Annotated in this window: 24 protein-coding genes; 18 read left to right on the top strand and 6 right to left on the bottom strand. The window is 72.4% G+C overall.

From position 1 onward, the window contains the following. Positions 1-135: 135 nt before the first annotated feature. Together J7F03_RS15795 and J7F03_RS15790 are read right to left on the bottom strand one after the other, a co-directional pair. Positions 136-417 (bottom strand): Lrp/AsnC ligand binding domain-containing protein, encoded by a 282-nt coding sequence (locus J7F03_RS15795; protein WP_214949914.1) that lies wholly within the window; start codon positions 415-417, stop codon positions 136-138. Continuing rightward, positions 414-1,136, bottom strand: a complete 723-nt coding sequence (locus tag J7F03_RS15790; RefSeq protein WP_251071969.1) for a rhomboid family intramembrane serine protease — start codon at positions 1,134-1,136, stop codon at positions 414-416. The genes J7F03_RS15795 and J7F03_RS15790 overlap by 4 nt, the downstream gene beginning before the upstream one ends. A 117-nt stretch (positions 1,137-1,253) precedes the next feature. Between J7F03_RS15790 and J7F03_RS15785 the strand changes: the two genes are divergently transcribed. The 7 genes from J7F03_RS15785 (at position 1,254) to J7F03_RS15755 (ending at position 9,561) form a co-directional block, all read left to right on the top strand. Next, positions 1,254-1,493 (top strand): hypothetical protein, encoded by a 240-nt coding sequence (locus tag J7F03_RS15785; RefSeq protein ID WP_008738811.1) that lies wholly within the window; start codon positions 1,254-1,256, stop codon positions 1,491-1,493. A gap of 40 nt (positions 1,494-1,533) precedes the next feature. Beyond that, positions 1,534-2,898 carry an NYN domain-containing protein gene (locus J7F03_RS15780; RefSeq protein WP_214950021.1) on the top strand — a complete coding sequence of 455 codons (1,365 nt, stop codon included), beginning with the start codon at positions 1,534-1,536 and terminating at the stop codon, positions 2,896-2,898. Positions 2,899-3,151: 253 nt separating this feature from the next. Beyond that, entirely contained in the window at positions 3,152-4,174 is a 1,023-nt protein-coding gene (locus J7F03_RS15775) for a C40 family peptidase (RefSeq protein WP_214949910.1), read from the top strand. 240 nt (positions 4,175-4,414) lie between these two features. Further along, positions 4,415-5,467, top strand: a complete 1,053-nt coding sequence (locus J7F03_RS15770) for an NlpC/P60 family protein (protein WP_308379573.1) — start codon at positions 4,415-4,417, stop codon at positions 5,465-5,467. A 25-nt stretch (positions 5,468-5,492) separates the two neighbouring features. Next, positions 5,493-6,671, top strand: a complete 1,179-nt coding sequence (locus J7F03_RS15765) for a hypothetical protein (RefSeq protein ID WP_214949908.1) — start codon at positions 5,493-5,495, stop codon at positions 6,669-6,671. 12 nt (positions 6,672-6,683) lie between these two features. Continuing rightward, positions 6,684-7,826, top strand: a complete 1,143-nt coding sequence (locus tag J7F03_RS15760) for a glycosyltransferase family 4 protein (RefSeq protein ID WP_214949906.1) — start codon at positions 6,684-6,686, stop codon at positions 7,824-7,826. Between the two features lie 118 nt (positions 7,827-7,944). Then, entirely contained in the window at positions 7,945-9,561 is a 1,617-nt protein-coding gene (locus tag J7F03_RS15755; RefSeq protein ID WP_214949904.1) for a GMC oxidoreductase, read from the top strand. 33 nt (positions 9,562-9,594) lie between these two features. Here J7F03_RS15755 and J7F03_RS15750 read toward each other — a convergent pair whose 3' ends face one another. Next, positions 9,595-11,391, bottom strand: coding sequence for a long-chain fatty acid--CoA ligase (locus J7F03_RS15750; protein ID WP_214949902.1), 1,797 nt, complete (start codon positions 11,389-11,391; stop codon positions 9,595-9,597). A gap of 227 nt (positions 11,392-11,618) precedes the next feature. Here J7F03_RS15750 and J7F03_RS15745 point away from each other — a divergent pair, with 227 nt between their 5' ends. The 6 genes from J7F03_RS15745 (at position 11,619) to J7F03_RS15720 (ending at position 16,673) form a co-directional block, all read left to right on the top strand. Further along, positions 11,619-12,401, top strand: a complete 783-nt coding sequence (locus tag J7F03_RS15745; protein WP_214949900.1) for a metallophosphoesterase — start codon at positions 11,619-11,621, stop codon at positions 12,399-12,401. Between the two features lie 82 nt (positions 12,402-12,483). Further along, positions 12,484-12,933 (top strand): SRPBCC family protein, encoded by a 450-nt coding sequence (locus J7F03_RS15740; protein ID WP_214949898.1) that lies wholly within the window; start codon positions 12,484-12,486, stop codon positions 12,931-12,933. A 148-nt stretch (positions 12,934-13,081) separates the two neighbouring features. Then, complete coding sequence (locus J7F03_RS15735; protein ID WP_214949897.1) at positions 13,082-14,224, top strand: ArsA family ATPase; 1,143 nt, start codon at positions 13,082-13,084, stop codon at positions 14,222-14,224. Between the two features lie 139 nt (positions 14,225-14,363). Beyond that, positions 14,364-14,837: a DUF5304 domain-containing protein gene (locus J7F03_RS15730; protein WP_214949896.1), complete on the top strand. Its 474-nt coding sequence runs from the start codon at positions 14,364-14,366 to the stop codon at positions 14,835-14,837. A gap of 61 nt (positions 14,838-14,898) precedes the next feature. Beyond that, positions 14,899-15,840 carry an ROK family glucokinase gene (locus J7F03_RS15725; RefSeq protein WP_214949895.1) on the top strand — a complete coding sequence of 314 codons (942 nt, stop codon included), beginning with the start codon at positions 14,899-14,901 and terminating at the stop codon, positions 15,838-15,840. A gap of 74 nt (positions 15,841-15,914) precedes the next feature. Further along, complete coding sequence (locus tag J7F03_RS15720) at positions 15,915-16,673, top strand: endonuclease/exonuclease/phosphatase family protein (RefSeq protein WP_214949894.1); 759 nt, start codon at positions 15,915-15,917, stop codon at positions 16,671-16,673. A gap of 96 nt (positions 16,674-16,769) precedes the next feature. On the opposite strand, the gene J7F03_RS15715 is transcribed toward J7F03_RS15720, so the two are convergent. Together J7F03_RS15715 and J7F03_RS15710 are read right to left on the bottom strand one after the other, a co-directional pair. Next, positions 16,770-17,339: a hypothetical protein gene (locus J7F03_RS15715; protein WP_214949893.1), complete on the bottom strand. Its 570-nt coding sequence runs from the start codon at positions 17,337-17,339 to the stop codon at positions 16,770-16,772. After that, positions 17,332-18,111 carry a carboxylesterase gene (locus J7F03_RS15710; RefSeq protein ID WP_214949891.1) on the bottom strand — a complete coding sequence of 260 codons (780 nt, stop codon included), beginning with the start codon at positions 18,109-18,111 and terminating at the stop codon, positions 17,332-17,334. The genes J7F03_RS15715 and J7F03_RS15710 overlap by 8 nt, the downstream gene beginning before the upstream one ends. A gap of 299 nt (positions 18,112-18,410) precedes the next feature. Here J7F03_RS15710 and J7F03_RS15705 point away from each other — a divergent pair, with 299 nt between their 5' ends. The 5 genes from J7F03_RS15705 (at position 18,411) to J7F03_RS15685 (ending at position 23,387) form a co-directional block, all read left to right on the top strand. Beyond that, complete coding sequence (locus J7F03_RS15705) at positions 18,411-19,163, top strand: 1-acyl-sn-glycerol-3-phosphate acyltransferase (RefSeq protein WP_214950017.1); 753 nt, start codon at positions 18,411-18,413, stop codon at positions 19,161-19,163. Positions 19,164-19,202: 39 nt separating this feature from the next. Beyond that, positions 19,203-20,411 carry a MacS family sensor histidine kinase gene (gene macS / locus J7F03_RS15700; RefSeq protein ID WP_214949889.1) on the top strand — a complete coding sequence of 403 codons (1,209 nt, stop codon included), beginning with the start codon at positions 19,203-19,205 and terminating at the stop codon, positions 20,409-20,411. A 38-nt stretch (positions 20,412-20,449) separates the two neighbouring features. Further along, positions 20,450-21,112: a response regulator transcription factor gene (locus J7F03_RS15695; protein ID WP_214950015.1), complete on the top strand. Its 663-nt coding sequence runs from the start codon at positions 20,450-20,452 to the stop codon at positions 21,110-21,112. Positions 21,113-21,282: 170 nt separating this feature from the next. Next, complete coding sequence (locus tag J7F03_RS15690; RefSeq protein WP_214949887.1) at positions 21,283-22,311, top strand: 6-phosphofructokinase; 1,029 nt, start codon at positions 21,283-21,285, stop codon at positions 22,309-22,311. An 83-nt stretch (positions 22,312-22,394) separates the two neighbouring features. Further along, positions 22,395-23,387: a 2-hydroxyacid dehydrogenase gene (locus J7F03_RS15685; RefSeq protein WP_214949885.1), complete on the top strand. Its 993-nt coding sequence runs from the start codon at positions 22,395-22,397 to the stop codon at positions 23,385-23,387. Between the two features lie 35 nt (positions 23,388-23,422). On the opposite strand, the gene J7F03_RS15680 is transcribed toward J7F03_RS15685, so the two are convergent. After that, entirely contained in the window at positions 23,423-25,306 is a 1,884-nt protein-coding gene (locus tag J7F03_RS15680; RefSeq protein WP_214949883.1) for an anthranilate synthase family protein, read from the bottom strand. Positions 25,307-25,581: the final 275 nt, after the last annotated feature.

Raw genomic sequence — 25,581 nt, 5'->3', positions numbered from 1 at the left:
GGTGTTCTCCTCGATATCGGGCTCGGGCACGGTCTTCGCGCCCGGTCTACGGCAGTACAGACCGCCGCCCTGCCGAGAACTCATCGCACCACGCGACACAGAATCTGTGACCCGGGTCACATGGACCCGAGGGGTTCAGGCGTCCAGGCCGATCGCGAACGCCGCTTCCAGGTCGTGCTGGGAGTACGTACGGAACGCGACGTGCGTGTCCGTCGCCTCGACACCGGGGATCTTGCTGATGCGGCCCGGGATGATGTCCGCCAGGTTCTCGTGGCGGGCCACGCGGACCAGCGCGATGAGGTCGTACGTACCCGTGACGGAGTAGACCTCGCTGACGTTTTCCAGCGCGGCGATGGCCTCGGCGATCTCGGGGATCCGGTCCACGCTGGTCTTGATGAGCACGATCGCGGTGATCACGGTTGGCTGTCTCCCTCGCCGGCAGTCACTGGTCGACTCACTCTAGCCCCACGCCTGTAGCGCACCCACGCGTAGAGGAAGCCCACCGAGAAGCCCACCACATGGGCCAGATAGGCGACTCCCGGGCCGCTTCCCGCGCGGTGCGCCGCCAGCCACTGCAGGGCGAACCAGAACATCAGGACGATCCACGCCGGGAACCGCAGCGGCAGGAAGAACAGGAACGGGAACAGGCTCGTCACCCGCGCCTTGGGGAACAGGCACATGAAGGCCCCCAGCACCGCCGAGATCGCCCCGGAGGCCCCGACGAGGGTCTGGTCGGAGGAGGCGTTGGCCGCCGCGTACGCCGCCAGGGCGATGTAGCCCGTACAGACGCAGAAGACGAGGAACCCGGCCCTGCCCATGCGCTGCTCCGTCATCGCCCCGAAGACGAAGAGGAAGAGCATGTTGCCCAGCAGGTGGAGCCAGCTGCCGTGGACGAACAGGGCGGTCAGCGGGGTCAGCAGCGCCCGGCCGCTGCCGGCGAACAGTTCGTCCGGGACCACGCCCCAGCGCCGGAAGTAGGCCGTTCCCGTCGTCAGCAGCTGATCGCCCGACCCGTAGACCGGGTTCAGCCCCGACGCCGGGCTGAGGAGGAACACCACACAGCAGCTCGCGATCAGCGCGTGGGTGACCACCGGTCCCCGGAAGGCCTCGCGTACGGCCTGCCACCTTACGATCATGCGACCGAGCATGACCCAGCCGGACCCGCCCGCGAGTGCGGCAGGCCGTAGGGTAACGAGCTACGCACGTATCTGTACTGCACAGTCGTGTACGACATAGAAGGAGAGAGCGGCCTGATGACGGTTCCCCTGCCGACCGACACCACCCGGTGGCGCTGCACCCTGTGCGGCAACCTGACGCGCTTCGACGTCACCCGTTCGTCGAAGGTCGTCGAGTACGTCCACCTGGACCTCGCCGGGGAGCCCAAGGTCGAGGAGCGCGAGGTGGTCAATGAGACCATCGAGTCGGTGCGCTGCCGCTGGTGCAACGCGGTGGACCAGATCGAGCTCGTGGACAGGCCGGGCGCGGACTCCTGACGGAGCCCCGCCCGCAGGTGAATGACGGTAGGGGTGACGGATTGTGGAGCCAGCAAGCGGCGCTGAGCCGGCCGACGCGGCCGGCGACGCCGCCGAGGTGCTCGACCGCCCGCTGCCGGAAGGCGTGCGGCGCCGGGTCGTCGCGCTCGTCTCGGACGCCTTCGGCGGACTGACGGTCGCGGACCTCCCGGCACAGCTGCGCCAGTACGCGCGGTTCACCCCGACGCGGCGCGCCAAGTTCGCGGGCAACGCCATGGCGACGGCCGTGGAGAGCGACCCCGTCTTCCGGGGCCGGGTCGCGGAGAAGCTCCGCGAGGCGCAGGCCGACCTGGCCGGGGCGCTGGAGTCGGGCGCCCCGCCCGCCGCCGCCGACCCGCTGGACGTGGCGGCCGCCGCGTACGTCCTGCGGCCGGCCGGCTGGGCCAAGCTCGTGGCCGCCGCCGGCGAGGAGGCGCAGCGCGCCGACGCCGAACGGGTCGGCGAGGAGACCCGCCGGGAGATGGAGCGCCTGCGCGAGGAGCTGGCCCACGTACGGGAACTGCAGCGCGCGGGCGGCGACCAGGTGCGGGCCGAGCTGGAGACGGCCCGCAAGGAAGCGGAATCGCTTCAGCGCAAGCTGCGCAGCGCCCTGAGCGACGTCAAGCGGGGCGACGCGGCCCTGCGCAAGGTCAACGCCGAGGTCGACGGCATTCGCGCCGAGGCGGCCGCGCGCGTGGCCGCGGCCGAGAGCGAGACCCGGCGGCTCAAGTCCCGTCTCGCGGAGGTGGAGTCGGCGCTTGAGACCTCGCGCCGGGCCACCCGCGAGGGGCGCAGCATCGAGGACATGCGGCTGCGGCTGCTGCTGGACACCGTGCTGGACGCGGCCGCGGGGCTGCGCCGGGAGCTCGCGCTGCCGCCGGTGTCCACGCGGCCCGCCGACACGGTGGAGGCGGTGGAGCCGGGCCGGATGACCCCGAAGGACATCGCGGCGCGCGCGCTGTCGGAGACCGACCCGGCGCTGCTGGACCAGCTGTTGGCGCTGCCCCAGGCGCATCTGGTGGTCGACGGCTACAACGTCACCAAGACCGGCTACCCGACGATGCCGCTGGAGAAGCAGCGGCTGCGGCTGCTGGGCGGGCTGTCGATGCTCGCCGCGCAGACGGGCGCCGAGATGACCTGTGTCTTCGACGGGGCGGAGCTGGCGGCCCCCGTGCTGCTCGCGCCGCCGCGCGGGGTGCGGGTGCTGTTCTCGAAGGCCGGGGTGACGGCGGACGAGCTGATCCGCCAGCTGGTGCGCGCCGAGCCGCCGGGCCGGCCGGTGGTCGTGGTCTCCACGGACCGCGAGGTCGCCGACGGGGTGGCCAAGGCCGGGGCGCGGCCGGTGACGTCCGCCTTGTTGCTGAAGCGGCTTTCGCGCGTTTCGTAACCGTCGGCCGGTATGCCGGAATTGGCATGCGATCGGGAGGACGGACCGTCAAGTCGTCGGCACAGAGCGTGCACTGTAGGTAAAGAAGCTGGTCGGAGGGCGAGTTTTTTCCCGACAGGATTTGAACTGATCACAGAGAGGTCACTAGTGTCAGGTCAAACCTTCGTGCGGTAGTTCACTCATTCGGGGTGGCAGCGAAGGTGTCGCCGAGCTTGCGTTCTTCGGCGGCTCTAGGAAGAAGGAGCTCGCCTTCGTGGCGTCCCACCGTCGACCCAAGCAGCCGACCCGCACTCGCGTGACCGTGCTTACCGTTACAGCGGCCGCGGCCGTAGCCCTCTCCGGCCAGGCTGCGAACGCCGCCCCGGCCAAGCCGAGCAAGGACGAGGTCAAGGCGAAGGTCGACGCCCTCTACGAAGAGGCGGAGCAGGCCACCGAGAAGTTCAACGGGGCCCAGACGCGCCAGGACGGCCTCGAGAAGGAGATCGGGCAGCTCCAGGACCAGGTCGCCCGCGGCCAGGGGGATCTCAACACCCTGCGCGGCACCATCGGTTCGATGGCCAACGCCCAGTACCGCACCGGCGGCATAGACCAGTCCCTCGCGCTGTTCCTCTCCGCCGACCCCGACAACTACCTGGACAAGGCCTCCACGCTTGAGCAGTTGAGCGGCAAGCAGGTCGAGGCGGTCCAGAAGATCCAGGCCAAGCAGCGCGGCCTCGCGCAGCAGCGCCAGGAGGCCGCCGGCAAGCTCGCCGACCTCGACGCCACCCGCAAGGAGCTGGCCGAGAAGAAGAAGATCTCGACGGACAAGCTCGCCGAGGCCCAGGCCCTCCTCAACACCTTGACCGCGCAGGAGCGCGCGCAGCTCAAGGAGGAGGCCAAGAAGGCGGGCGGCAGCGCGGCCGAGCAGGCCGAGCTCAGCAACGTGAAGGGTTCCGGCCGGGCCGCGGACGCGCTGCGGGCCGCCGTGACCAAGAACGGCATGTCCTACGTCCGCGGCGGCACCGGCCCGAACGCGTTCGACTGCTCCGGCCTCACGCAGTGGGCCTACAAGCAGGCCGGGATCACCATCGGGCGCACCACCTTCGACCAGGTCAAGAACGGCCGGAAGGTCAGCCTGAGCGAGCTCCAGCCCGGAGACCTGGTCTTCTACTCGAACCTCCAGCACGTCGGGCTGTTCGCGGGCAACGGCAAGGTCTTCCACGCCGCCAACCCGAGCGCCGGCGTCCTGTACGGCTCCCTCAGCGGATTCGCATACGGGGTCCGCGTCGGCGGCTGACGCCCCCGGACCCGACCGGGCGCGCCGCACACCGCCCATCCGGGCGAATTCCCGGGCCCCGCTCTGACCACACGCCCCGCCGGTGACCTGCGTCTCCGGCGGGGCGTCACTGTGTGTGCCCGCCGGAGGTCGTTGGCCGGTGCCCGTCGGCGCCGCTACTGTCTGCCAGCGCGGAACCCGGCACACGTCCGTCCACGGGGGACGGACCCGGTCCCGCGCAGCGGAAGGGAGCGGTTTCACGTGGCGTCCCATCGCCGGCCCGGGCCCAGCGGCCTCGACCGGAACACGAAGGTCACCGTCCTCACCGCCGCCGCGGCAGGAGCCGCGGTCGCCATGACGGGCGCACCCGCGAGCGCGGCCCCAGGACTTCCGTACGAGCCCTCGGCCGGCGCCCGCGCCCAGGTCGACCGGCTCTTCGAGGAGGCCGAGCAGGCCACCGAGCGCTTCAACCAGGCGGGCGAGAAGGCCGACAAGCTCCGCATCGAAGTCGGCCGGGTCCAGGACGCGGTGGCCCGCGGCCAGGACCGCATCAACACCATGCGCGGCGTGCTCGGCGCCTACGCCGGAGCCCAGTACCGGGCGGGCGGCATCGACCCCGCCGTCGAGCTGATGCTCTCCGACGACCCCGACGACTACCTCGCCAAGGCCGCCGCCCTCGACCGGCTGACCGGCCGCCAGGCCCGGCAGCTCGACGAACTGCACTCCGAGCAGCACCGGCTGGGCCAAGAGCGCGAGGAGGCCACCCGCAAACTCGCCGCACTCGACGCCCTGCGCGCCGACGTCGCGAAGGAGAAGCGCGCCGTCACCGCCAAGCTCGCCGCCGCCCGCCGGCTGCTGAACGCGATGCCCACCCAGGAGCGCGCCGACTTCGAGCGGGCCTCGCGCTCCGACGGCCGCCCCGAGGGCCTGCCCGACCTCTCCGACGCGTCCTCCCTGGGCCCCTCCTCCGGCCGCGCCGCGACCGCCGTGACGGCGGCCCGCTCAGCCGTCGGGCGGCCCTACGTATGGGGTTCCACCGGCCCCACCGGCTTCGACTGCTCCGGGCTGATGGTGTGGTCCTACCGCCAGGCGGGCGTCGCGCTGCCGCGGACCTCGCAGGCGCAGCGGCACGCAGGGCGCCGAGTCCCGCTCTCGGAGGCGCGCCCGGGCGACCTGGTGACGTACCGCTCGGACGCCAGCCACGTCGGCATGTACGTGGGCAACGGCCAGGTGGTGCACGCCCCGTACCCGGGGGCGCGGGTGCGCTACGACCCGGTCGGGATGATGCCGGTGTCCTCGGTGACACGGCCCTGAGGGTGCTTCTGCGTACGATCGGGTGATGTTCCCGGGCCTGGGTCTTCTCCGCCGTCCGCGCCGTCTCCTTCCGCGCGCACTGCCGCTGGTACTGCTGTGCGCGCCGCTCGCCGGCTGCCAGGCCGGTTCGGCTCCCGGTTCCGCTTCCGGTTCCGCTTCGCACCCGGTGAGCGCCACCGAACGGGACGTCCGCGGCGCCGTCGCCGCCTGGGCGGCGGCCCCTCCCGAGCGGCTCTCCGCGATCCCGCTGGAGGGCTGGTCCTACGAGGTCTCCTCGGTCCGCGAGGAAGGCGTACGGGCCTTCGCGCGGGCGCGGCTGAGCTACCGGCTCACCGGCTACGACGTCGCCGCCCCCGCCGGATCGGCCCGCGAGGTCGAACTCGCCCGAGACACGGGCACCTGGAGCGTGGTGGCCGACCGGCCCGCCCCGGGCGCGCCGCCGCAGCTGTGGGACCAGGGCACGGTGACCGTGGAGCGCGGGGCGCGCGCCCTGGTGCTCGGCGGGGCCGGCCAGAGCTCCGCCGCCCTGTCCGCGGTCGCCGCCGAGGCCGATGTCGCGGTCCCCGCCGCGAGCGCCGCGTGGCCGGGTCGCTGGGCGGGCCGGGTCGTGGTGCTGGTCCCCGGATCGCTGGACGCGATGGCGGCCCTGCTGGGCCGGCCGGCCGACGAGTACCGGGGCCTGGGCGCCGTCACCACCGGGCGGACCGGCCCGGGTCCGGCCCCCGCCGACCGGGTCGTCGTCAACCCGGAGGGGTACGCGCAGCTCACGGCGGAGGGCCGCCAGGTCATCCTGACCCACGAGACCACCCACGTCGCCACCCGCGCCGCGACGACCGCCCGGACCCCGCTGTGGCTCTCCGAGGGCTTCGCGGACTGGGCGGCGTACCGCGGCGGCCGCCGCACCCCCGCTGAGGCCGCCCCGGCGCTCGCCAGGGCGGTGCGCCGGGGCGACGTGCCGGGCGCGCTCCCCGCGAACGAGGCCTTCGCCTTCGGCGGGGACGCGGACGCGCTGGCGCGGTCGTACGAGGGCTCCTGGCTGGCCTGCCGGCTCATCGCGGACAAGTGGGGCGAGGCGGCGCTCGTCGATCTGTACGAGAGGGCCGGACGCGAGTCGCTGCCCGCGGCCCTGGAGGAGGCCCTCGGCACGGACGGCGGGGAACTGACCCGGGCCTGGAGGGAGGAGCTGCGCCGCGAGCTCCGGTAGGGTCGCGAAGCGATGCACAAGACGCTGATCGTGACCAACGACTTCCCGCCGCGACCGGGGGGCATCCAGGCCTTCCTCCACAACATGGCACTGCGGCTGGACCCCGACCGCGTCGTCGTCTACGCCTCCACCTGGAAGAACTCCGCCGAGGGCCGGGAAGCAACCGCCGCCTTCGACGCGGAGCAGCCCTTCCAGGTCGTGCGCGACCGTACGACGATGCTGCTGCCCACCCCGCGGGTGACCCGCCGGGCGGTCGGCCTGCTGCGCGAACACGGCTGCGAGTCGGTGTGGTTCGGCGCGGCGGCCCCGCTGGGCCTGATGGGCCCGGCGCTGCGCCGGGCCGGCGCCCAGCGGATCGTGGCGACCACGCACGGGCACGAGGCGGGCTGGGCCCAGCTGCCGGGCGCGCGGCAGCTGCTGCGGCGGATCGGCGAGGGCACGGACACGCTGACCTACCTGGGCGAGTACACGCGCTCGCGGATCGCCTCGGCCGTGACGGACCGGGCGGCGGCGCGGATGACGCAGCTCCCGCCCGGAGTCGACGAGAAGACCTTCCACCCCGGGTCGGGCGGCGACGAGATCAGGGCCCGGCTGGGGCTGTCGGACCGGCCCGTGGTGGTGTGCGTCTCCCGCCTCGTCCCCCGCAAGGGCCAGGACACGCTGATCGAGGCGATGCCGCGGATCCTGGCGGCCGTACCCGACGCCGTACTGCTCATCGTGGGCGGCGGACCGTACGAGGCGGACCTGCGGGCGCTGGCCGCCTCCACGGGGGTCGCCGAGTCGGTCGTCTTCACGGGCGCGGTCCCGTGGTCGGAACTGCCCGCCCACTACGGCGCCGGGGACGTCTTCGCGATGCCGTGCCGCACCCGGCGGGGCGGGCTGGACGTGGAGGGCCTGGGCATCGTCTACCTCGAAGCCTCCGCGACGGGCCTGCCGGTGGTCGCGGGCGACTCCGGCGGGGCCCCGGACGCGGTGCTCGACGGGGAGACCGGCTGGGTGGTGCCCGGCGGCGCCCCGGCGGACGCGGCGGACCGCGTCGTCGCCCTGCTCCGGGACCCCGACCTGCGCCGCAGCATGGGCGAGCGCGGCCGCGCCTGGGTCGAGGAGAAGTGGCGCTGGGACCTGCTGGCGGACCGCCTGCGCGAGCTGCTCTGACCCCGTCCCCCGGTCCGCCCCTGCCCACGGCCCCGGCGGACGACGCCTCTGACTGTCACTCAGATGTGTGTCAATACGGACTCTGTGGGTATGGGGCGATCCGCCCCATCATGCCGCCATGACACCAAAACTGACGCGTCGTCACCTGCTGGGGATCGGCGCCCTCCAGACGGCGGCGGCCCTCGGCTTCACCCGCATCGGCCTGCAGTCCGCGGCCGCCGCCGAACCGGCGGCCGCGAGCTACGCCCCCGCCATCGTCGTCGGCTCCGGCTACGGCTCCGCCGTCGCCGCGCTGCGCCTCGGACAGGCCGGAGTGCGGACCGTCGTGCTGGAGATGGGCCGGCTCTGGGACACCCCCGGGTCCGACGGGAAGATCTTCCCCTCCACCTCCGCACCCGACCAGCGCTCCATGTGGTTCCGCAACCGCACCGAGGCCCCGCTCGCCCAGTTCCTCTGGCTGGACGTGGTCAACCGCAACATCAGCCCGTACCCCGGCGTCCTGGACCGCGTGAACTACGGGGCCATGTCGGTGTACGTGGGCCGCGGTGTCGGCGGCGGCTCCCTCGTCAACGGCGGCATGGCGCCCACGCCGAGGCGCTCGTACTTCACCGAGGTCATGCCCCGGGTGGACGCCGACGAGATGTACGGCACGTACTACCCCCGCGCCCGCGCCATGCTCGGGGTCAACGACATCGACCCGGCCTGGTTCGAGTCCACGGAGTGGTACCGCTTCGCCCGGATCTCCCGCAAGCACGCCCACAACGCCGGTCTGAAGACCACCTTCGTCCCCAACGTCTACGACTTCGAGTACATGAAGCGCGAGGCAGCCGGCACCGCGACCAAGTCCGCGCTCGCCGGAGAGGTCATCTACGGCAACAACCACGGAAAGAAGAGCGTCGACAAGACCTACCTCGCCGCCGCCCTCGGCACGGGCAACGTCACCATCGAGACGATGCAGCGCGTGGTCGGCGTACGGCAGGACCCGGCCGGCGGCTACGTCCTGACCGTCCGGACCAGCGACCTCGCCGGCCGCGTCACCCAGGTCCGCGAACTCGGCTGCAAGCAGCTCTTCCTCGGCGCCGGCAGCCTCGGCACCACCGAGATCCTGCTGCGGGCCCGAGAGACCGGCACGCTGCCCGCCCTGAACGACAAGGTCGGGCTCGGCTGGGGCCCCAACGGCAACGTCATGACCGCCCGCGCCAACCACCTGTGGGACACCGTGGGGGCCAACCAGGCCACCATGCCCGCCCTGGGCATCGACGACTGGGACAACGCCTCGAACCCGGTCTTCGCCGAGATCGCCCCGCTCCCGATGGGGATCGAGCACTGGATCTCGATGTACCTGGCCATCACCAAGAACCCGGAGCGCGGGCGGTTCACCTACGACGCCGCCAGCGACTCGGCGAAGCTCCAGTGGACCCGGGACCAGAACACCCCGTCCGTCCAGTCGGCCAAGAAGCTCTTCGACCGGGTGAACCGGGCCAACTTCACCATCTACCGGTACGACCTCTTCGGCGACAACAAGAACTTCGCCGACAACTTCACCTACCACCCGCTGGGCGGCTGCGTCCTCGGCGACGCGACCGACGACTTCGGCCGCGTCAGGGGCTACCAGGGTCTGTACGCCATCGACGGCTCGCTGGTGCCCGGATCGCTCGGCGTGAACCCCTTCGTGACCATCACCGCGCTCGCGGAGCGAAACATGGCCAGAGTCCTCGCCGAGGACCCGCGCTGATCAGCGGCCTCCGGCCGCGGACCGTCAGGCCCGTCAGCCCCGGTAGAGGGCTTCGATCTCGTCCGCGAAGTCCTTCGCCACCACATTCCGCTTGAGCTTCAGCGAAGGCGTGATGTGCCCCGACTCCTCCGTGAACTGGGAGGGCAGAATGCGGAATTTCCGCACCGATTCCGCCTTGGAAACCGCCGCGTTGCCGTCGTCCACGGCCTTCTGGACGGCGGCGATGAGGTCCGCGTCCTCGCGCAGCTCCGCGGCCGTCACACCGGCCGGCTTGCCGTGCTCGGCGGCCCAACGGCCGAGGAACTCCTCGTCGATGGTGACCAGCGCGGCCACGAACGGCCGCGCGTCGCCGACCACCATGCACTCCGCGACCAGCGCGTGCGCCCGGATCCGGTCCTCGATCACCGCGGGCGCCACGTTCTTGCCGCCCGCCGTGACGATGAGCTCCTTCTTGCGCCCGGTGATCGTGAGGTAGCCGTCCTCGTCGAGCGTGCCGACGTCGCCGGTGTGGAACCAGCCGTCGGTCAGCGCGTCGGCGGTGGCCGTCTCGTTGTTCCAGTACTCCTTGAAGATGTGCTCGCCGTGCAGCAGCACCTCGCCGTCGTCGGCGATGCGCACCACGGAGCCCGGGAGCGGCTGGCCGACCGTACCGATCTTCGTCTTGTCCCACGGGTTGAAGGCCGTGGCCGCGCAGGACTCGGTCAGGCCGTAGCCCTCCAGCACCGTGAAGCCGATGCCGCGGAAGAAGTGGCCGAGCCGCTCGCCCAGCGGGGCCCCGCCGGAGATCGCGTACTCGCCGCGCCCGCCGAGGACCGTGTGCAGCTTGCTGTAGACCAGCTTCGAGAACACCTTGTGCTTGATCCGCAGCCCGAGCGACGGGCCGGCCGGGGCGTCCAGCGCGCGGCTGTACGCGATCGCGGTCTCGGCCGCCGAGTCGAAGATCTTGCCCTTGCCGTCGGCCTGCGCCTTGGCGCGCGCCGAGTTGTAGACCTTCTCGAAGACGCGCGGCACGCCGAGGATCAGGGTGGGCTTGAAGGACTGCAGCTCGTCCGTGAGGTTCTTGATGTCCGGTACGCAGCCCAGGCGGATCGGCGCCAGTACGGCCGCCACCTCCACCAGGCGGCCGAAGACGTGCGCGGCCGGCAGGAAGAGCAGCACGGAGCACTCGCCGGTCCGGAAGAGCGGGCTCAGCCGTTCCACGATGTTCCCGCACTCGGCGAAGAAGCTGCGGTGGGTCAGCACGCAGCCCTTGGGGCGCCCGGTGGTGCCGGAGGTGTAGACGATGGTGGCGGGGTCGTCGGCGCCGGCCAGCGCGCCGCGCGCGTCCACCTCGGCGTCGGTGACCTCGGCGCCCGCCGCCGTCAGGGTCTCCAGCGCGCCCTGCTCGATCTCCCAGACCTCGCGGAGCTCCGGCAGCCGGTCGCGCAGGGCGGCCACGGCCGCACTGTGCCCGGGGAGCTCGGTGACGACGGCGACGGCGCCGGAGTCGCCGAGGATCCACTGGATCTGCTCGGGGGAGCTGGTCTCGTACACGGGGACGGTGACGGCGCCCGCGCTCCAGATCGCAAAGTCGATCAGCACCCACTCGTAACGGGTGCGGGAGATCAGGGCGACCCGGTCGCCGGGCTGGATGCCGGCCGCGATCAGGCCCTTCGCCGCGGCGCGGACCTCGGCGAGGAACCGGGTCGCCGAGACGTCCTGCCAGCTGCCGTCGACCTTGCGGGCCATGACGGCCGTGTCGGGATGCTGAGCGGCGTTGCGGCGGATGAGATCCGTCAGGTTCCCGTCCGACGGGACCTCGTACAGGGCCGGAAGGCTGAACTCACGCAAGACTGCTGCTCCTCTGGGCGCCATCGCCACCATGTGGACCGACCGGACGTTACCCACCGGTAGTGGGTTCCGGATAGAGGGAACCGGCCATTGTTCTCTGCGTCACATGCCACGGTCCTGTCCTACCGACAGTAGTCGACCTTGTTTGCGACTCGGAAGTAACCGCAGGTCCGGCCGCCTGACCCGATTCCCTACCGGCGGTGGCCAAGCGCCCCTAGGGTGGCGCCATGGGTGGCAAGAAGAGTCGGACACGGGTCCATGTCGTCAGCGACGTCCACGGCAACACCGAGGCCCTCGCCCGGGCCGGGGAAGGCGCCGACGCGCTGATCTGCCTCGGCGACCTCGTCCTCTTCCTCGACTACGCCGACCACTCGCGCGGCATCTTCCCCGACCTCTTCGGCGTCGAGAACGCCGACCACATCGTCGAACTGCGCACCGCGCGCCGCTTCGAGGAGGCCCGCGAGTTCGCCCGCGGCCTGTGGGCCGGGCTGGACCGGGAGCGGCTGGTCGAGGGCGCGGTCCGGCGCCAGTACGCCGAGATGTTCGCCGCCTTCCCCCGGCCCACGTACGCCACCTACGGCAACGTCGACATGCCGGGCCTGTGGCCCGAGTACGCCGGCCCCGGCCTGACCGTGCTCGACGGGCAGCGTACGGAGATCGGCGGCCGGGTCTTCGGCTTCGTCGGCGGCGGGCTGCCCTCCCCGATGCGCACGCCCTACGAGGTGCCCGAAGAGGAGTACGCGGCCAAGGTGGAGGCGCTGGGCGACGTCGACGTGCTGTGCTCGCACATCCCGCCGGAGGTCCCCGAGCTCTGCTACGACACCGTGGCCCGGCGCTTCGAGCGGGGGAGCGGCGCGCTGCTCGCCGCGATCCGCCGGATGCGGCCCCGGTACGCGCTCTTCGGCCACGTTCACCAGCCGCTGGCCCGCCGGATGCGGATCGGCTCCACGGAGTGCGTGAACGTCGGCCACTTCGCGGCCACCGGACGGCCGTGGGCCCTGGAGTGGTGAGCCCCGCACGCGCGATAGCCTTCACGCGGCGGCCCAGGCCGTCCGCACACTTCCTCGAACACTCCCCGGAGGAGCGACCGCGATGGCGGAACACACCAGCTCGAGCATCACGATCGAGGCGTCCCCGGCCGACGTCATGGCCGTGATCGCCGACTTCGCCCGCTACCCCGAGTGGACCGGCGAGGTGAAGGAGGCCGAGGTGCTGGGCACCGACGCCGAGGGCCGGGCCGAGAAGGTCCGCCTGCTGCTCGACGCGGGCGCGATCAAGGACGACCACACGCTGGCGTACACGTGGAAGGGCGCGGACGAGGTCAGCTGGACGCTGGACAAGTCCCAGATGCTGAGGCAGCTGGACGGGTCCTACCGGCTCGCGCCGCTGGCGGACGGGACGCGGACCGAGGTCACCTACCAGCTGACCGTGGACGTCAAGATCCCGATGCTCGGCATGATCAAGCGCAAAGCGGAGAAGGTCATCATCGACCGCGCGCTGGCGGGCCTGAAGAAGCGGGTGGAGAGCCCCGCTTCCGCTTAGCGCGCCCCTTCTCGACGCGCCCCTCGCGCGGCTCGGCGTGGCGCCGGGGTCAGCAAGATCCAAGCCCCGCCGGCGTGTGAGGCGCGGGGGTCCGGGGGCCGGCCCCGGAGGACGGCGCCGCACACGGCAACGCGCAGCTAGGAGCACCATGCACACCCTCCTCGTCACCGGCCCCGGAGGCGCGGGGCGCAGTACCGTCGCGGCGGCGACCGCGCTCGGCGCCGCACGGCAGGGGCACCGCGTACTGCTGCTCTCCGCCGACTCGGGCGACCCGCCCGTCGCCTCGCAGGGCGGCCTGCGCTTCGCCCGCGTCGACTCCGGCGAGGAGTTCCGCCAGGAGCTCGTCTCTCTCCAGGAGCGCGGCTCCGCGCTCCTGGGGATGCTCGGCGCCCGGCCGCTGGTCGCCGACGAGCTCACCGAGCTGCCCGGCGCCGAACAGTTCGCCCTGCTCCGCGCCCTGCGGCGGGCCGCCGCCGAGCCCGGCACCGACCTCGTGGTCGTCGACATGCCCCCGCTGCACCAGGCCGTCGCCACCCTCGCCCTCCCCGCCCAGCTGCGCCGCTACCTCGCCCGGCTGCTCCCCGCCGAGCGCCAGGCCGCCCGCGCCCTGCGGCCCGTACTGGCCCAGCTCGCCGGGGTGCCCATGCCCGCGCAGTGGCTGTACGAGGCCGCCGCCCGCTGGGACGAGGAGCTGGCGGCCGTCCAGGCCGTCATCGAGGCCCCCACCACCTCGATACGGCTCGTCGCGGAACCGGGACCCGCCGCCGACGCCGCGCTGCGCCTCGGCCGGCTCGGGCTCGCCCTGCAGCAGCTGCCCGTCTCGGCGCTCGTGGCCAACCGGATGCTGCCCGGAGGATCCGCCGACCCGTGGCTCGCGGGACTCGCCGCCCAGCGGGAGGAGTACGCCGCCCGGTGGGCCGGTGAGGAAGACCTCCCGGTGCTGCCCGTGCCCCACCTGGGCCGGGACCCGCAGGGCCCCGAGGACCTGGCGGCACTGGCCCCCGCCCCGGCCCCGGCGACCGCGCCGCGCCCGGACTGGGCCGTCGAGGACCGGATCGCCGAGGACGGGGTGCTGCTCTGGCGCGTTCCGCTGCCCCGCGCCGAGAAGCGGGAGCTCGACCTGATCCGGCGCGGCGACGAGCTGCTGCTCACGGTGGGCCCGTACCGCAGGATCGTTCCGCTGCCCGCGGTGCTGCGCCGCTGCACGGTCTCCGGCGCCGCCCTCACCGCAGGCGAGCTCCGCATCCGCTTCACCCCGGACCCGGGCCTGTGGCCCCGGACGGCGGCCTGAGGGCTGCCCCGCAATCCCCGGCGGGCGCTTGGGGGGGCAGCCCTTGGGGGGACGCCCTCGCCGTACCGCCGTTCGGGTAACGTCGAAGGTAGTAGTCCGTACCGCACGCCCAGCCGCTGCCGCCGCAGGAGAGTCCGCCATGAGCGAGGCCACCGACCGACCCACCGACGCCTCCGCAGACGACGACGCCTGGGCCGATGCCTGCGCCGAGGACCTCGCCGCCGAGAAGGAGCGCCGCAGGTCCGAGCAGGGCGCCGGCACGGGGACCGCCGCCGACGAGCTCTTCAAGCTGTTCGAGGCCGTCGCCGACAAGGTCTCCGCGCTGAACAACCCACTGTTCGGCGTCGCCGCCCAGGGCGCCGTACGGCAGTTCGTCAACCAGGCGAAGACCGCCGCCAAGCCCGTCGTCGAGCGCAATCCCGAGGTCTTCGACCACCTCGCGGCCGCCGGCTCGGAGCTGCTCGCCGCCTACCGCTCGGCGGTCGAGGGCCATGAGCGCCGGTGGACGCGCGACGAGCCCCGCGACCGGCCCGGCCGGCCCGAAGACCGGCCCGGTGGCAAGGACGAAGGCGAGGGCGGCGGCGCCCCCACCGAGCGGATCGATCTCGACTGATCCTCTTCCCCACTCGGGTACCGTTGGCGACGGCGGGGTTTGACCGGAAACCGAGGGACTAATGGGACTCACCATCGGCGTCGACATCGGCGGCACGAAGATCGCGGCCGGCGTGGTCGACGAAGACGGCACCATCCTTGAGACGTACAAGGTGCCCACCCCGCCGACCCCGGACGGAGTGACGGACGCGATCTGCGCCGCCGTGTCCGAGGTCAGCAGCAACCACACCATCGACGCCGTCGGCATCGGCGCCGCCGGATACGTGGACGACAAGCGCGCGACCGTGCTCTTCGCGCCGAACATCAACTGGCGCCACGAGCCGCTGAAGGACAAGGTCGAGCAGCGCATCGGCCTCCCCGTCGTCGTCGAGAACGACGCGAACTGCGCGGCCTGGGGCGAGTACCGCTTCGGCGCCGGCCAGGGCCACGAGGACGTCATCTGCATCACGCTCGGCACGGGCCTGGGCGGCGGCATCATCATCGGCAACAAGCTCCGGCGCGGACGCTTCGGCGTCGCAGCCGAGTTCGGCCACATCCGGGTCGTCCCGGACGGCCTGCTGTGCGGCTGCGGCAGCCAGGGCTGCTGGGAGCAGTACGCCTCCGGGCGCGCCCTCGTCCGGTACGCGAAGCAGCGCGCCAACGCGACCCCCGAGAACGCGGCGATCCTGCTCGGGCTCGGCGACGGCACCCCCGAGGGCATCGAGGGCAAGCACATCAGCCAGGCCGCCCGCCAGGGCGACCTGGTGGCCGTGGACTCCTTCCGCGAGCTCGCCCGCTGGGCGGGCGCCGGCCTCGCGGACCTGGCCTCGCTCTTCGACCCCTCGGCGTTCATCGTCGGCGGCGGCGTCTCCGACGAGGGGGACCTGGTCCTCGACCCGATCCGCAAGTCCTTCAAGCGCTGGCTGATCGGCGGCGCCTGGCGGCCGCACGCCCAGGTGCTCGCCGCGCAGCTCGGCGGCCGGGCCGGCCTGGTCGGCGCGGCGGACCTGGCCCGCCAGGGCTGAGCCACCGTTCCGTTCGCCTCGCTGCCCGCCGCGCCCTCTGGGGTACGGCGGGCAGTCTGGTTATGTTGCCGGGTATGGAACTCGCCGAGCTGCCGAACTCCCGTACCGAACCTGATGGTTCCGCCGTGATCCGGGTGCTCTCCTACAACGTCCGCTCACTGCGCGACGACGAAGAGGCCCTCTCCCGGGTGATCCGCGCGTGCGCGCCGGACCTGGTGTTCGTACAGGAGGCGCCACGGTTCTTCCGGTGGCGCAAGCACGCGGCGCGGCTGGCGGCGAAGTGCGATCTGGTGGTCCTGTCGGGCGGTGCGCCGGCGGCCGGGCCGCTGCTCCTGTGTTCCCTACGGGCCTTCGTGGAGAGCACGCGGGACGAGCTGCTGCCGCTCACGCCCGGGCTGCACCGGCGGGGCTTCGCGACCGCGGTCGTCCGCGTGGGCGGGGTCCGGCTGGGGGTGCTGAACGCGCACCTGTCGCTGGACGGGCCCGAGCGGCTGGCCCAGTCCGAGCTGCTGCTCGGCCGGCTCTCCGCGATGGACGTGCCGTACGCGATCGCGGCGGGCGACATCAACGAGGGCCCGTCGGGGCCGGCCTTCCGCCGCTTGGCGTCGGCCCTGCAGGACTGCTGGGCGGTGGCGCCGTGGGGCGGGGAGCACACGTGGGCGCGCTCGGAGCCGCCGCGCCGCGTCGACGCGGTCTTCGCGAGTGCGGGGGTGGAGGTGCTGGCCTGCGGTGTCCCCGAGGGGCTGGCCGGGATCTCCTCCGCCGACCTGGCCCGGGCGACCGACCACCTCCCGGTCCTGGCGGCGCTGCGCCTCCCGGCGACGCCTTCTTGACGTACGCCGGGCCGCATCGGCGCCGGGCCGAGGGGAGACCTGGACCCGCGGCTCCTGGTCCCGTAAGGAAGTCCCGCAAGGAAGTCCCGTAAGGAATCAGACGACGGCGCCGCGGCCCGGGTCGTCGTCCTCGTCGTCACCCTGCGACATGCGGGCCACCAGCGTCGCGAAACCGCCCAGGAAGCCGCCGATGCCGAGCGTGGTCAGCCACCACGTCATCTCCCACTGGAGCAGCACGGCCAGGAGCAGCAGCACCGGTCCGCCCACCACCGCGAGCCAGGCGAACTTCGACGTCGCGTCCGCCTCCGGCAGTTCCGGCTCGGGGGGCACGAAGTGGCCCTCGTCCTTGGCGCCGTCGGGGCCCTCGTCCGGGTCCGCCAGCGAGTGGTCGCGCGGGCCGCTCACGCCCACGCCCGGGGCGAACACCACCGAACTGCCCAGGGGCGCCGCCGGGGGCTCCGGAGCCTTCGGCTCGTCGGCCTTCCCCGGGGCGTCGGGGAGCGGTTGGACGTCCTCCTCCGGCAGGAGCAGGTTCTCGATCGGCCGGAACGGTCTCGACCCCGGCGGGTCCGCGGGCTCCTGGCCGTACCCGGCGACGATCGCCGCCCACGCCGCTTCCTCGTCCAGCGGGGGGACACCCCCCGGGGACTCCTCGTGCTCAGCCACCGCTGGCCGCCCCCTCCCTGCCCACGCTCTCCGCCAGTCGACCGACGAACGCGTAACTGTCCGCGAAGATGCGCTCCGCGTCATGGTCCAACGTCGCGACGTGGTAGCTCTGTTCCAGCAGGGTCTCGGTGACGTCGGTGGAGGAGACCCGCGACAGGATCCGCGCCGAGTCGGCCGGCCGTACGACGTGGTCCTGCGGGCTGTGCAGGAGCAGCAGCGGCTGCGTCACCTGCGGCAGCTCGGTGTCCAGCATCTGCAGGAACTTGCGCAGCGAGTGCGCGGCCCGGGTCGGGATCCGGTCGTAGCCGACCTCCTCCGAGCCCTGCTTGGCGATGTCGCTCGCGATGCCCGGCGTCGACCGGACGAAGTGCTTGACCACCGGAAGGGCCACGGCCAGCGGGTCGTGGACCTTGTTGACCGGGTTGACGAGAACGATCCCGCTGATCGAGTCCCCGTGCTTCGCCGCCAGCCGCAGCGTCAGCGCGCCGCCCATGGACAGCCCGAAGACGAACACCTGCTCGCAGCTGTCGAGCAGCTCGCGCAGCGCGCGGTCCACCTCGGCGTACCAGTCCTGCCACCCCGTGAGCTGCATGTCCTGCCAGCGCGTCCCGTGCCCGGGGAGCAGGGGCAGCGACACCGTCAGTCCTCGCGCGGCCAGATGGTCGGCCCAGGGGCGCATCGACTGCGGGGAACCGGTGAAGCCGTGGCAGAGGAGGACGCCGACCTCTCCGCCCTCGTGGCGGAACGGCTCGGCTCCAGGGAGGACGGGCACCAGGGTCTCCTTCAAAGGGGGTGGGGGGTGCGTAGCGCTGTGTGACTTCACCGTACGCGACGGGGGTGGCACCGACCAGGGTCGGCGGCCGGCACCGCCCCTCCCGACCCCCGCCGAGCCGGCCGCGACCGGCGTCCGGCTCCTGGCCGTGGACCTCGACGCCGGCCACCTCCACCGTTCGGGGAGACAACCGGCCAGTCCGGTTTACGGCGCTGCGGCCGACAGCGGCCAACACCGCCGGGACCGGTTAAGGTCTGTTCGACAGACACAGGAAGGCTTTCGAGTTGATCTACGGCGCAATGAAGTTCTCGATCGGCGGTTCCCTGAAGCTCGCCTTCAGGCCGTGGGTGGAGGGCCTCGAGAACATTCCCGCGGAGGGGCCGGCGATCCTCGCGAGCAACCACCTGTCCTTCTCGGACTCCTTCTTCCTCCCGGCCGTGCTGGACCGGAAGGTGACCTTCATCGCGAAGGCGGAGTACTTCACCTCCCCGGGCGTCAAGGGCAAGCTGACGGCCGCCTTCTTCAAGGGCGTCGGCCAGCTCCCGGTGGACCGTTCCGGTGCGCGCGGGGCGGGCGAGGCCGCGATCAAGAGCGGCATCGACGTCATCGAGCGCGGAGAGCTGTTCGGTATCTACCCCGAGGGGACGCGTTCACCCGACGGAAGGCTCTACCGCGGCAAGCCCGGCGGCCTGGCCCGCGTGGCGCTGGCCACCGGCGCGCCCGTCATCCCCGTGGCGATGATCGACACGGAGAAGATCCAGCCGCCCGGCAAGGTGGTTCCGAAGCTGATGCGTCCGGGTATCCGGATCGGGAAGCCGCTGGACTTCAGCCGCTACCAGGGCATGGACGGGGACCGCTTCATCCTCCGCTCGGTGACCGACGAGGTCATGTACGAGATCATGAAGCTCTCCGGCCAGGAGTACGTGGACATCTACGCGACGGCCGCCAAGCGTCAGATCGCCGACGCGGAGAAGTCCGCGGCCAAGAGCGAGAAGATCGAGAAGGCGGACAAGTCCGAGAAGGCCGACCAGGCCGCGGACACCGACAAGTAGCAGCACGCGGGCGCGGACCGCCCGTACGGGGTGGGGGAGATGGCGAAGCGCGAGCGCGTCGTACGCATGTCGGTCGAGCAGCCGCTGTGGCGGGCCCTGACGGCCTATCGGCTGCTCACCATGGTCTACGCGGTGCTGCTGTTCGCCTTCGCCCACAAGCAGTTCGACCGGCCCTGGGTCGCGGCAGGCTACCTCGCCGTCCTCGTCGTCTGGACCCTGGCCACCCTCCCCAAGGTGGCGAACGCCGCCAGCTGCACCAAGCGGTTCCTGTGCGCCGACCTCACCGTCGCCTGCGTGGGGATCCTGCTGACCCCGCTCGCGGACACGCACGAGCGGATCGCGGCCGGCGGCCCCACCCTGCCGTCCATATGGACCGCGGGCGCCGTCCTCGCCTTCGCCATCAAGGGCGGCTGGCGCTGGGCCTGTTTCGCCTCCACCTTCGTCGCCGCGGCCAACCTCGTCCAGCGCGGCGAGCCCACCCGGGACACCCTGCACAACGTGCTGCTGGTCTGGGTCGCCTCCATCGCCATCGGCTACGTCGTCGAGGTCGCCCGGGCCAGCGAGGCAACCCTCGCCCGCGCCCTGGAGATCGAGGCCGCCACCCGCGAGCGTGAACGCCTCGCCCGCGACATCCACGACGGGGTCCTCCAAGTCCTCGCCATGGTCCAGCGGCGCGGCACCGAACTGGGCGGGGAGGCCGCGGAGCTGGGCCGGATGGCGGGGGACCAGGAGGTCGCACTGCGCACCCTGGTCTCCAGCGGGCTGGCGCGCCCCTCCCGGATCTCACGCGACGAGTCGCTCGGCGCGCTCGTGGCCGCGTACGAGGACGAGGAACCCGGCGCCGACGAGGGCGAGCTGGATCTGCGGACCCTCCTCGCCCCGCACGCCGGCTCCCGGGTGAGCTTCGCGGAGCCGGGCACCCCGGTGCCGCTCCCGGTGCCCGCGGCGAGGGAGCTGGCCGCGGCGGTCGGAGCGGCCCTGGACAACGTGCGCAAGCACGCGGGCGAGGGGGCCAGAGCCTGGATCCTGGTCGAGGACTGGGGCGACGAGGTGATCGTGACCGTTCGCGACGACGGCCCGGGCATCCCGGCCGGCCGGCTCGACCAGGCCGAGGGTGAGGGCCGGATGGGCGTGGCCCTGTCGATCCGGGGCCGGCTGCGGGACCTCGGCGGCAGCGCCGAGCTGGTGTCCGTCCCCGGACAGGGCACCGAAGTGGAACTGAAAGTACCGAGGGGGAGCACCCAGTGAACGAGCACAGCGCGACGGATCGCACCGGCGCCGCCGGCATGGCCGGCATCAAGGTCATGGTCGTCGACGACCACCCGATGTGGCGGGACGCGGTCGCCCGCGACCTGGCCGCCGCCGGCTTCGACCTGGTCGCCACCGCGGGCGACGGCCCGGAGGCGCTGCGCCGGGCCCGCGCGGCCGCCCCGCACGTACTGGTCCTCGACCTCAACCTGCCCGGCATGCCCGGGGTCCAGGTCTGCAAGGAGCTGGTCGGCGCCGACCCGGCGCTGCGCGTCCTGGTCCTGTCCGCGAGCGGCGAGCACGCCGACGTCCTGGAGGCGGTGAAGTCCGGCGCGACCGGCTACCTGCTGAAGTCCGCCGGTGCCCAGGAGCTCATCGACGCCGTCCGCCGCACGGCGGCCGGCGACCCCGTCTTCACCCCGGGCCTGGCCGGCCTGGTCCTCGGCGAGTACCGGCGCCTGGCCACCGACCCCGCGCCGGCCGCCTCCGACGAGCCGAAGGCCCCGCAGCTCACCGACCGGGAGACCGAGGTGCTGCGGCTGGTGGCCAAGGGGCTCTCGTACAAGCAGATCGCGGAGCGCCTCGTCATCTCCCACCGCACGGTGCAGAACCACGTACAGAACACCCTGGGCAAGCTCCAGTTGCACAACCGGGTCGAGCTCGTCCGGTACGCGATCGAGCGCGGCCTCGACGACGAGTGAGGCGCGTACGGGGGAACCGGTTCCCCGTACGAGTGAACAGGCGTACGCAACGCCCCGTAATTCCACCGGAATTGCCCCTTCCCGGCACCTTGCTGTGACCTGAGTCACCACTAGCGTGACCGTCATGCGGCCCTGCGGCCTCAGCGGGCCCTGTGGCGAAGGGAAATTCCATGAAGGTCGGAGTGCTGACGGGCGGCGGCGACTGCCCCGGACTCAACGCGGTGATCCGCAGCGTCGTGCGCAAGGGCGTCCAGGAGTACGCCTACGACTTCATCGGGTTCAGGGACGGCTGGCGCGGCGCCGTCGAGGGCAACACCGTCCCGCTCGGCATCTCCGCCGTCCGCGGGATCCTGCCGCGCGGCGGAACCATCCTCGGCTCCTCGCGCACCAACCCGTTCAAGCAGGACAACGGCGTCCGCCGGATCAAGGAGAACCTCGCCAAGTACGAGGTCGACGCCCTCGTCGCGATCGGCGGCGAGGACACCCTGGGCGTGGCCGCGAAGCTGTACGGGGAGTACGGGATCCCCTGCGTCGGCGTCCCGAAGACCATCGACAACGACCTGTCGGCCACCGACTACACCTTCGGCTTCGACACCGCCGTCGGCATCGCCACCGAGGCCATCGACCGGCTGCACACCACGGCCGAATCGCACATGCGCGTCCTGGTCGTCGAGGTGATGGGCCGCCACGCCGGCTGGATCGCCCTGCACTCGGGACTCGCGGGCGGCGCCAACGTCATCCTCATCCCGGAACAGCGCTTCGACGTGGACCAGGTGTGCGCCTGGGTCACCTCGCGGTTCAAGGCGAGCTACGCGCCGATCGTGTGCGTCGCGGAGGGCGCGATGCCCAAGGACGGCGAGCTGGTGCTGAAGGACGCGACGAAGGACTCCTTCGGGCACGTCCGGCTGTCGGGCGTGGGCGAGTGGCTGGCCAAGGAGATCGAGGCGCGGACCGGCAAGGAAGCCCGTACGACGGTGCTCGGGCACATCCAGCGGGGCGGCACGCCGAGCGCCTTCGACCGCTGGCTGGCGACCCGGTTCGGGCTGCACGCGATCGACGCCGTGCGTGACGGGGACTTCGGCAAGATGGTCGCGCTGCAGGGGACGGACATCGTGCGGGTGCCGATCGCCGAGGCCACGGCGAAGCTCAAGACGGTGGACCCGGCGCTGTACGCGGAGGCCGGGGTGTTCTTCGGCTGAGCCGGGGCGCGGAGGCGGACCATGGGTCGTAAGGTGACAAACGGCCCATGGTCCGACATCTTTCGCGCAGTACGGGAGCGAACGTGGAAATCCTGGCATTCGGCGTGCAGGGAGACGAGAAACCGCTCATCGAGAAGGCCTTCGAAGGACAGCACGAGGTGCGCTGCCTGGACGTCTTCCTGAGCGAGGACACCGCCCCCATCGCGGCCGGGTACGAGATCGTCTCGTCGAGCGTGAACGCCGACCTGAGCGGGCGGGTGCTGCGGACCCTGGCGGCGGGCGGGACGAAGATGATCGCCCAGCGCTCCACCGGCTTCAACAACATCGACCTGGACGTCGCGCGCCGGCTCGGACTGACGGTCAGCAGGGTCTCCTCCTACTCCCCGTACTCGGTGGCCGAGTTCGCGTGGACCCTGGCCATGGCCGTGAACCGGCGGATCGTCCGCGCCTCGAACCGGACGCGGGACTTCGACTTCCGCCTGAACGGCCTGATGGGCCGCGACATGCGCGGCCGTACGGTGGGCGTCCTCGGCACCGGCAAGATCGGCGAGGCGTTCACCCGGATCGCGCACGGCTTCGGGATGAACCTGCTGGGCTGGGACGTGGCGCAGAACCCGGCGTGCGTGGAGCTGGGCATGAAGTACGTGGACAAGGAAGAACTGTTCGCGTCCTCGGACCTGATCAGCCTGCACGTCCCGCTGCTTGAGTCCACGCACCACATCATCGGCCCCGAGGCGCTGAAGACGATGAAGGACGACGCGATCCTGGTGAACTCCAGCCGCGGCGGCCTGGTGGACACGGAGGCGCTGGTCACGGAGTTGCGGACGGGTCGCTTCGCGGGGGTGGGCCTGGACGTGTACGAGGCGGAGGCGGGCCTTTTCTTCCTGGACAAGTCCCTGGAGGCGATCGAGGACGACACCCTGGCCCGGCTGATCACCTTCCCGAACGTGGTCGTCACCTCCCACCAGGCGTACTACACCCACGACGCGGTGGGCCAGATCATCGACACCACGGTCGCCAACGTCGCCGACTACCTGGCGGGCCGCCGCTCGGAGAACACCCTTTCGCCTTCTTGAGCGCCCCGCGCAGCGGCCCCCACCCACCCGGCGGGCTACGCGGCGGCGGCGGCGGCCCGGACTCCGGCCAGGAGGTCGCGGACCAGCTCCGCACCCCGCAGGGTCAGCACCGACTCCGGGTGGAACTGGACCCCCGCGAACCCGCCGGCGGCAGAGCGCAGTGCGTGGACCTCACCCGTCGCGGGGTCCCGCGAGACCTCGATGCCCCGCAGCGCCAAGGACTCCGCCTGCTCCGCGGAGCACCGGGCCGCGTACGTGTTGTAGAAGCCCACGACCTCCTGCGCCCCGAAGAACGGGATCCGCGTCTGCGCCCCCTGCGCGGGCTCGGCCTTGCGCACCAGCGCGAGACCCAGCTCCGCCGCCAGCAGCTGGTGGCTGAGGCAGACCCCGAGCAGCCCGCCCCGGTGCGAGGCCAGGAGCTCCGCCGTCAGCCCGCGCATCATCCGGATCTTCGGATCGGAGGCGTCCGCCGGGTCCCCCGGCCCGGGACCCAGCACGATCGGCCCGTCCCAGGCCAGGGCCGCCGCCCGCAGGCCCGGATCGTCGTAGCGGCGTACGGTCACCTCCAGCCCGGCCACCCGCAGCACGTGCCCCAGCATCGAGGTGAAGGTGTCCTCGCCGTCCACCACCAGCGCGTGGCCCGTCGCCTCCGCCGGCCGCTCCTGCATCCGCAGCCAGAACGGCGCCAGGTCGTCGCGCCTGGCGGCCAGTGCCGCCTGCACCCGGGGGTCGGCGGCGAGGCCGGGAACGGCGCGGGCCGCCCGCCGGGCCGCCGGGCGGACGCCCAGCGCCGCCAGCACGCCCGCGGCCTTCGCATGCGTCTCCGCCACCTCGCCCGCCGGGTCGGAGTGCCGCACGAGGGTGGCCCCGACGGGCACCCGGAGCGCGCCGTCCGCCGCGATGTCCGCCGTACGGATCAGGATCGGCGAGTCCAGCGTCTGCGCGCCCGCGGCGTCGAGGCCCAGCAGCGCCAGCGCGCCCGCGTAGTAGCCGCGCCCGCCCGCCTCGTACCGCTCGATGACGCGGCAGGCGTTCTGCACCGGCGACCCGGTCACCGTCGCCGCGAACATGGTCTCCTTCAGGACCTCCCGCACGTCCAGCGAGGACCGGCCGCGCAGCTCGTACTCGGTGTGCGCGAGGTGCGCCATCTCCTTGAGCCGGGGTCCGACGACGACCCCGCCCATGTCCCCGACCGTGCACATCATCTTGAGCTCTTCGTCCACGACCATGGACAGCTCCTCGGTCTCCTTGCGGTCCCCGAGGAAGGACAGCAGGGATTCCACGGAAGGGCCTTCCGCCGGATACCGGTACGTACCGCTGATCGGGTTCATCACGACCGTGCCGCCGGACATCCGCACGTGCACCTCGGGGCTCGCCCCGACGAGGGTGCGCTCCCCGGTGTGGACGACGTACGTCCAGTACGCGCCGCGCTCGCCCTCCAGCAGCCGCCGGAACAGCGCGAGCGCGTCGGCGCGGCCGAAGCCCTCGATCCGGCCCTCGTAGGTGCGCCGGATGACGAAGTTCGCGCCCTCGCCGCGGCCGATCTCGTCTTCGATGACGCGCCGGACGGTGTCCGCGTACTGCTCGTCGGGGACGTCGAAGGCGCCGTCGTCGACCCGCACCTCGTGGGCGGGCAGGGCCGCCAGCACCTCGGCGAGCGGGATCTCGTACGCCTCGTCGGCGACCAGCACGCTCAGCGGCGTCCCGTCGTCGCGTACGTCGAAACCGCGCTCCCGCATCTGCCGGAAGGGGACGAGCGCCAGCGCGGGCCGCTCGCCGACGGGCAGGTCGGCGAGGTGCTCGGCCTCGTGGACCGGGCCGATCAGCACCTCGACGGTGTCGTGGTCGCGGCCGGGGGTGCGGCGGCGCAGCAGCGCGAAGGGCGGGCAGGTGTCGTCGAGCAGTCGGCTCAGTTGCATGGAGTGGGCGTCCTATCCGGTTTCGGTGGGTGGGACGGCCCGGTGTTCCAGCGGAAAACGCGGAAGGCCGCCCCTCGGGGCGGCCTTCGCTTCGCTCGTGTCTTCAGGTACGCGCGAGAGGTGGGCCGCCGGGAGCGGGCCACCACCAGTTCTTGTTGGAGTGCGCGTACATGCGGTGAACCCTAGCCCACAGGGTGTGGTGAACGGGTGAGTAACACAGGGAGAGACATCCATCTCACGTAGTGGTCGTCGGGCCGGACGTGCCGTGTGACGCC

It is taken from the genome of Streptomyces sp. ISL-43 (assembly GCF_018614195.1).
In the GTDB taxonomy this organism is placed as follows: Bacteria; Actinomycetota; Actinomycetes; order Streptomycetales; family Streptomycetaceae; genus Streptomyces.
The sequence above is the reverse complement of the archived record's forward strand: the minus strand, read 5'-3'. Positions and strand labels throughout refer to the sequence as shown.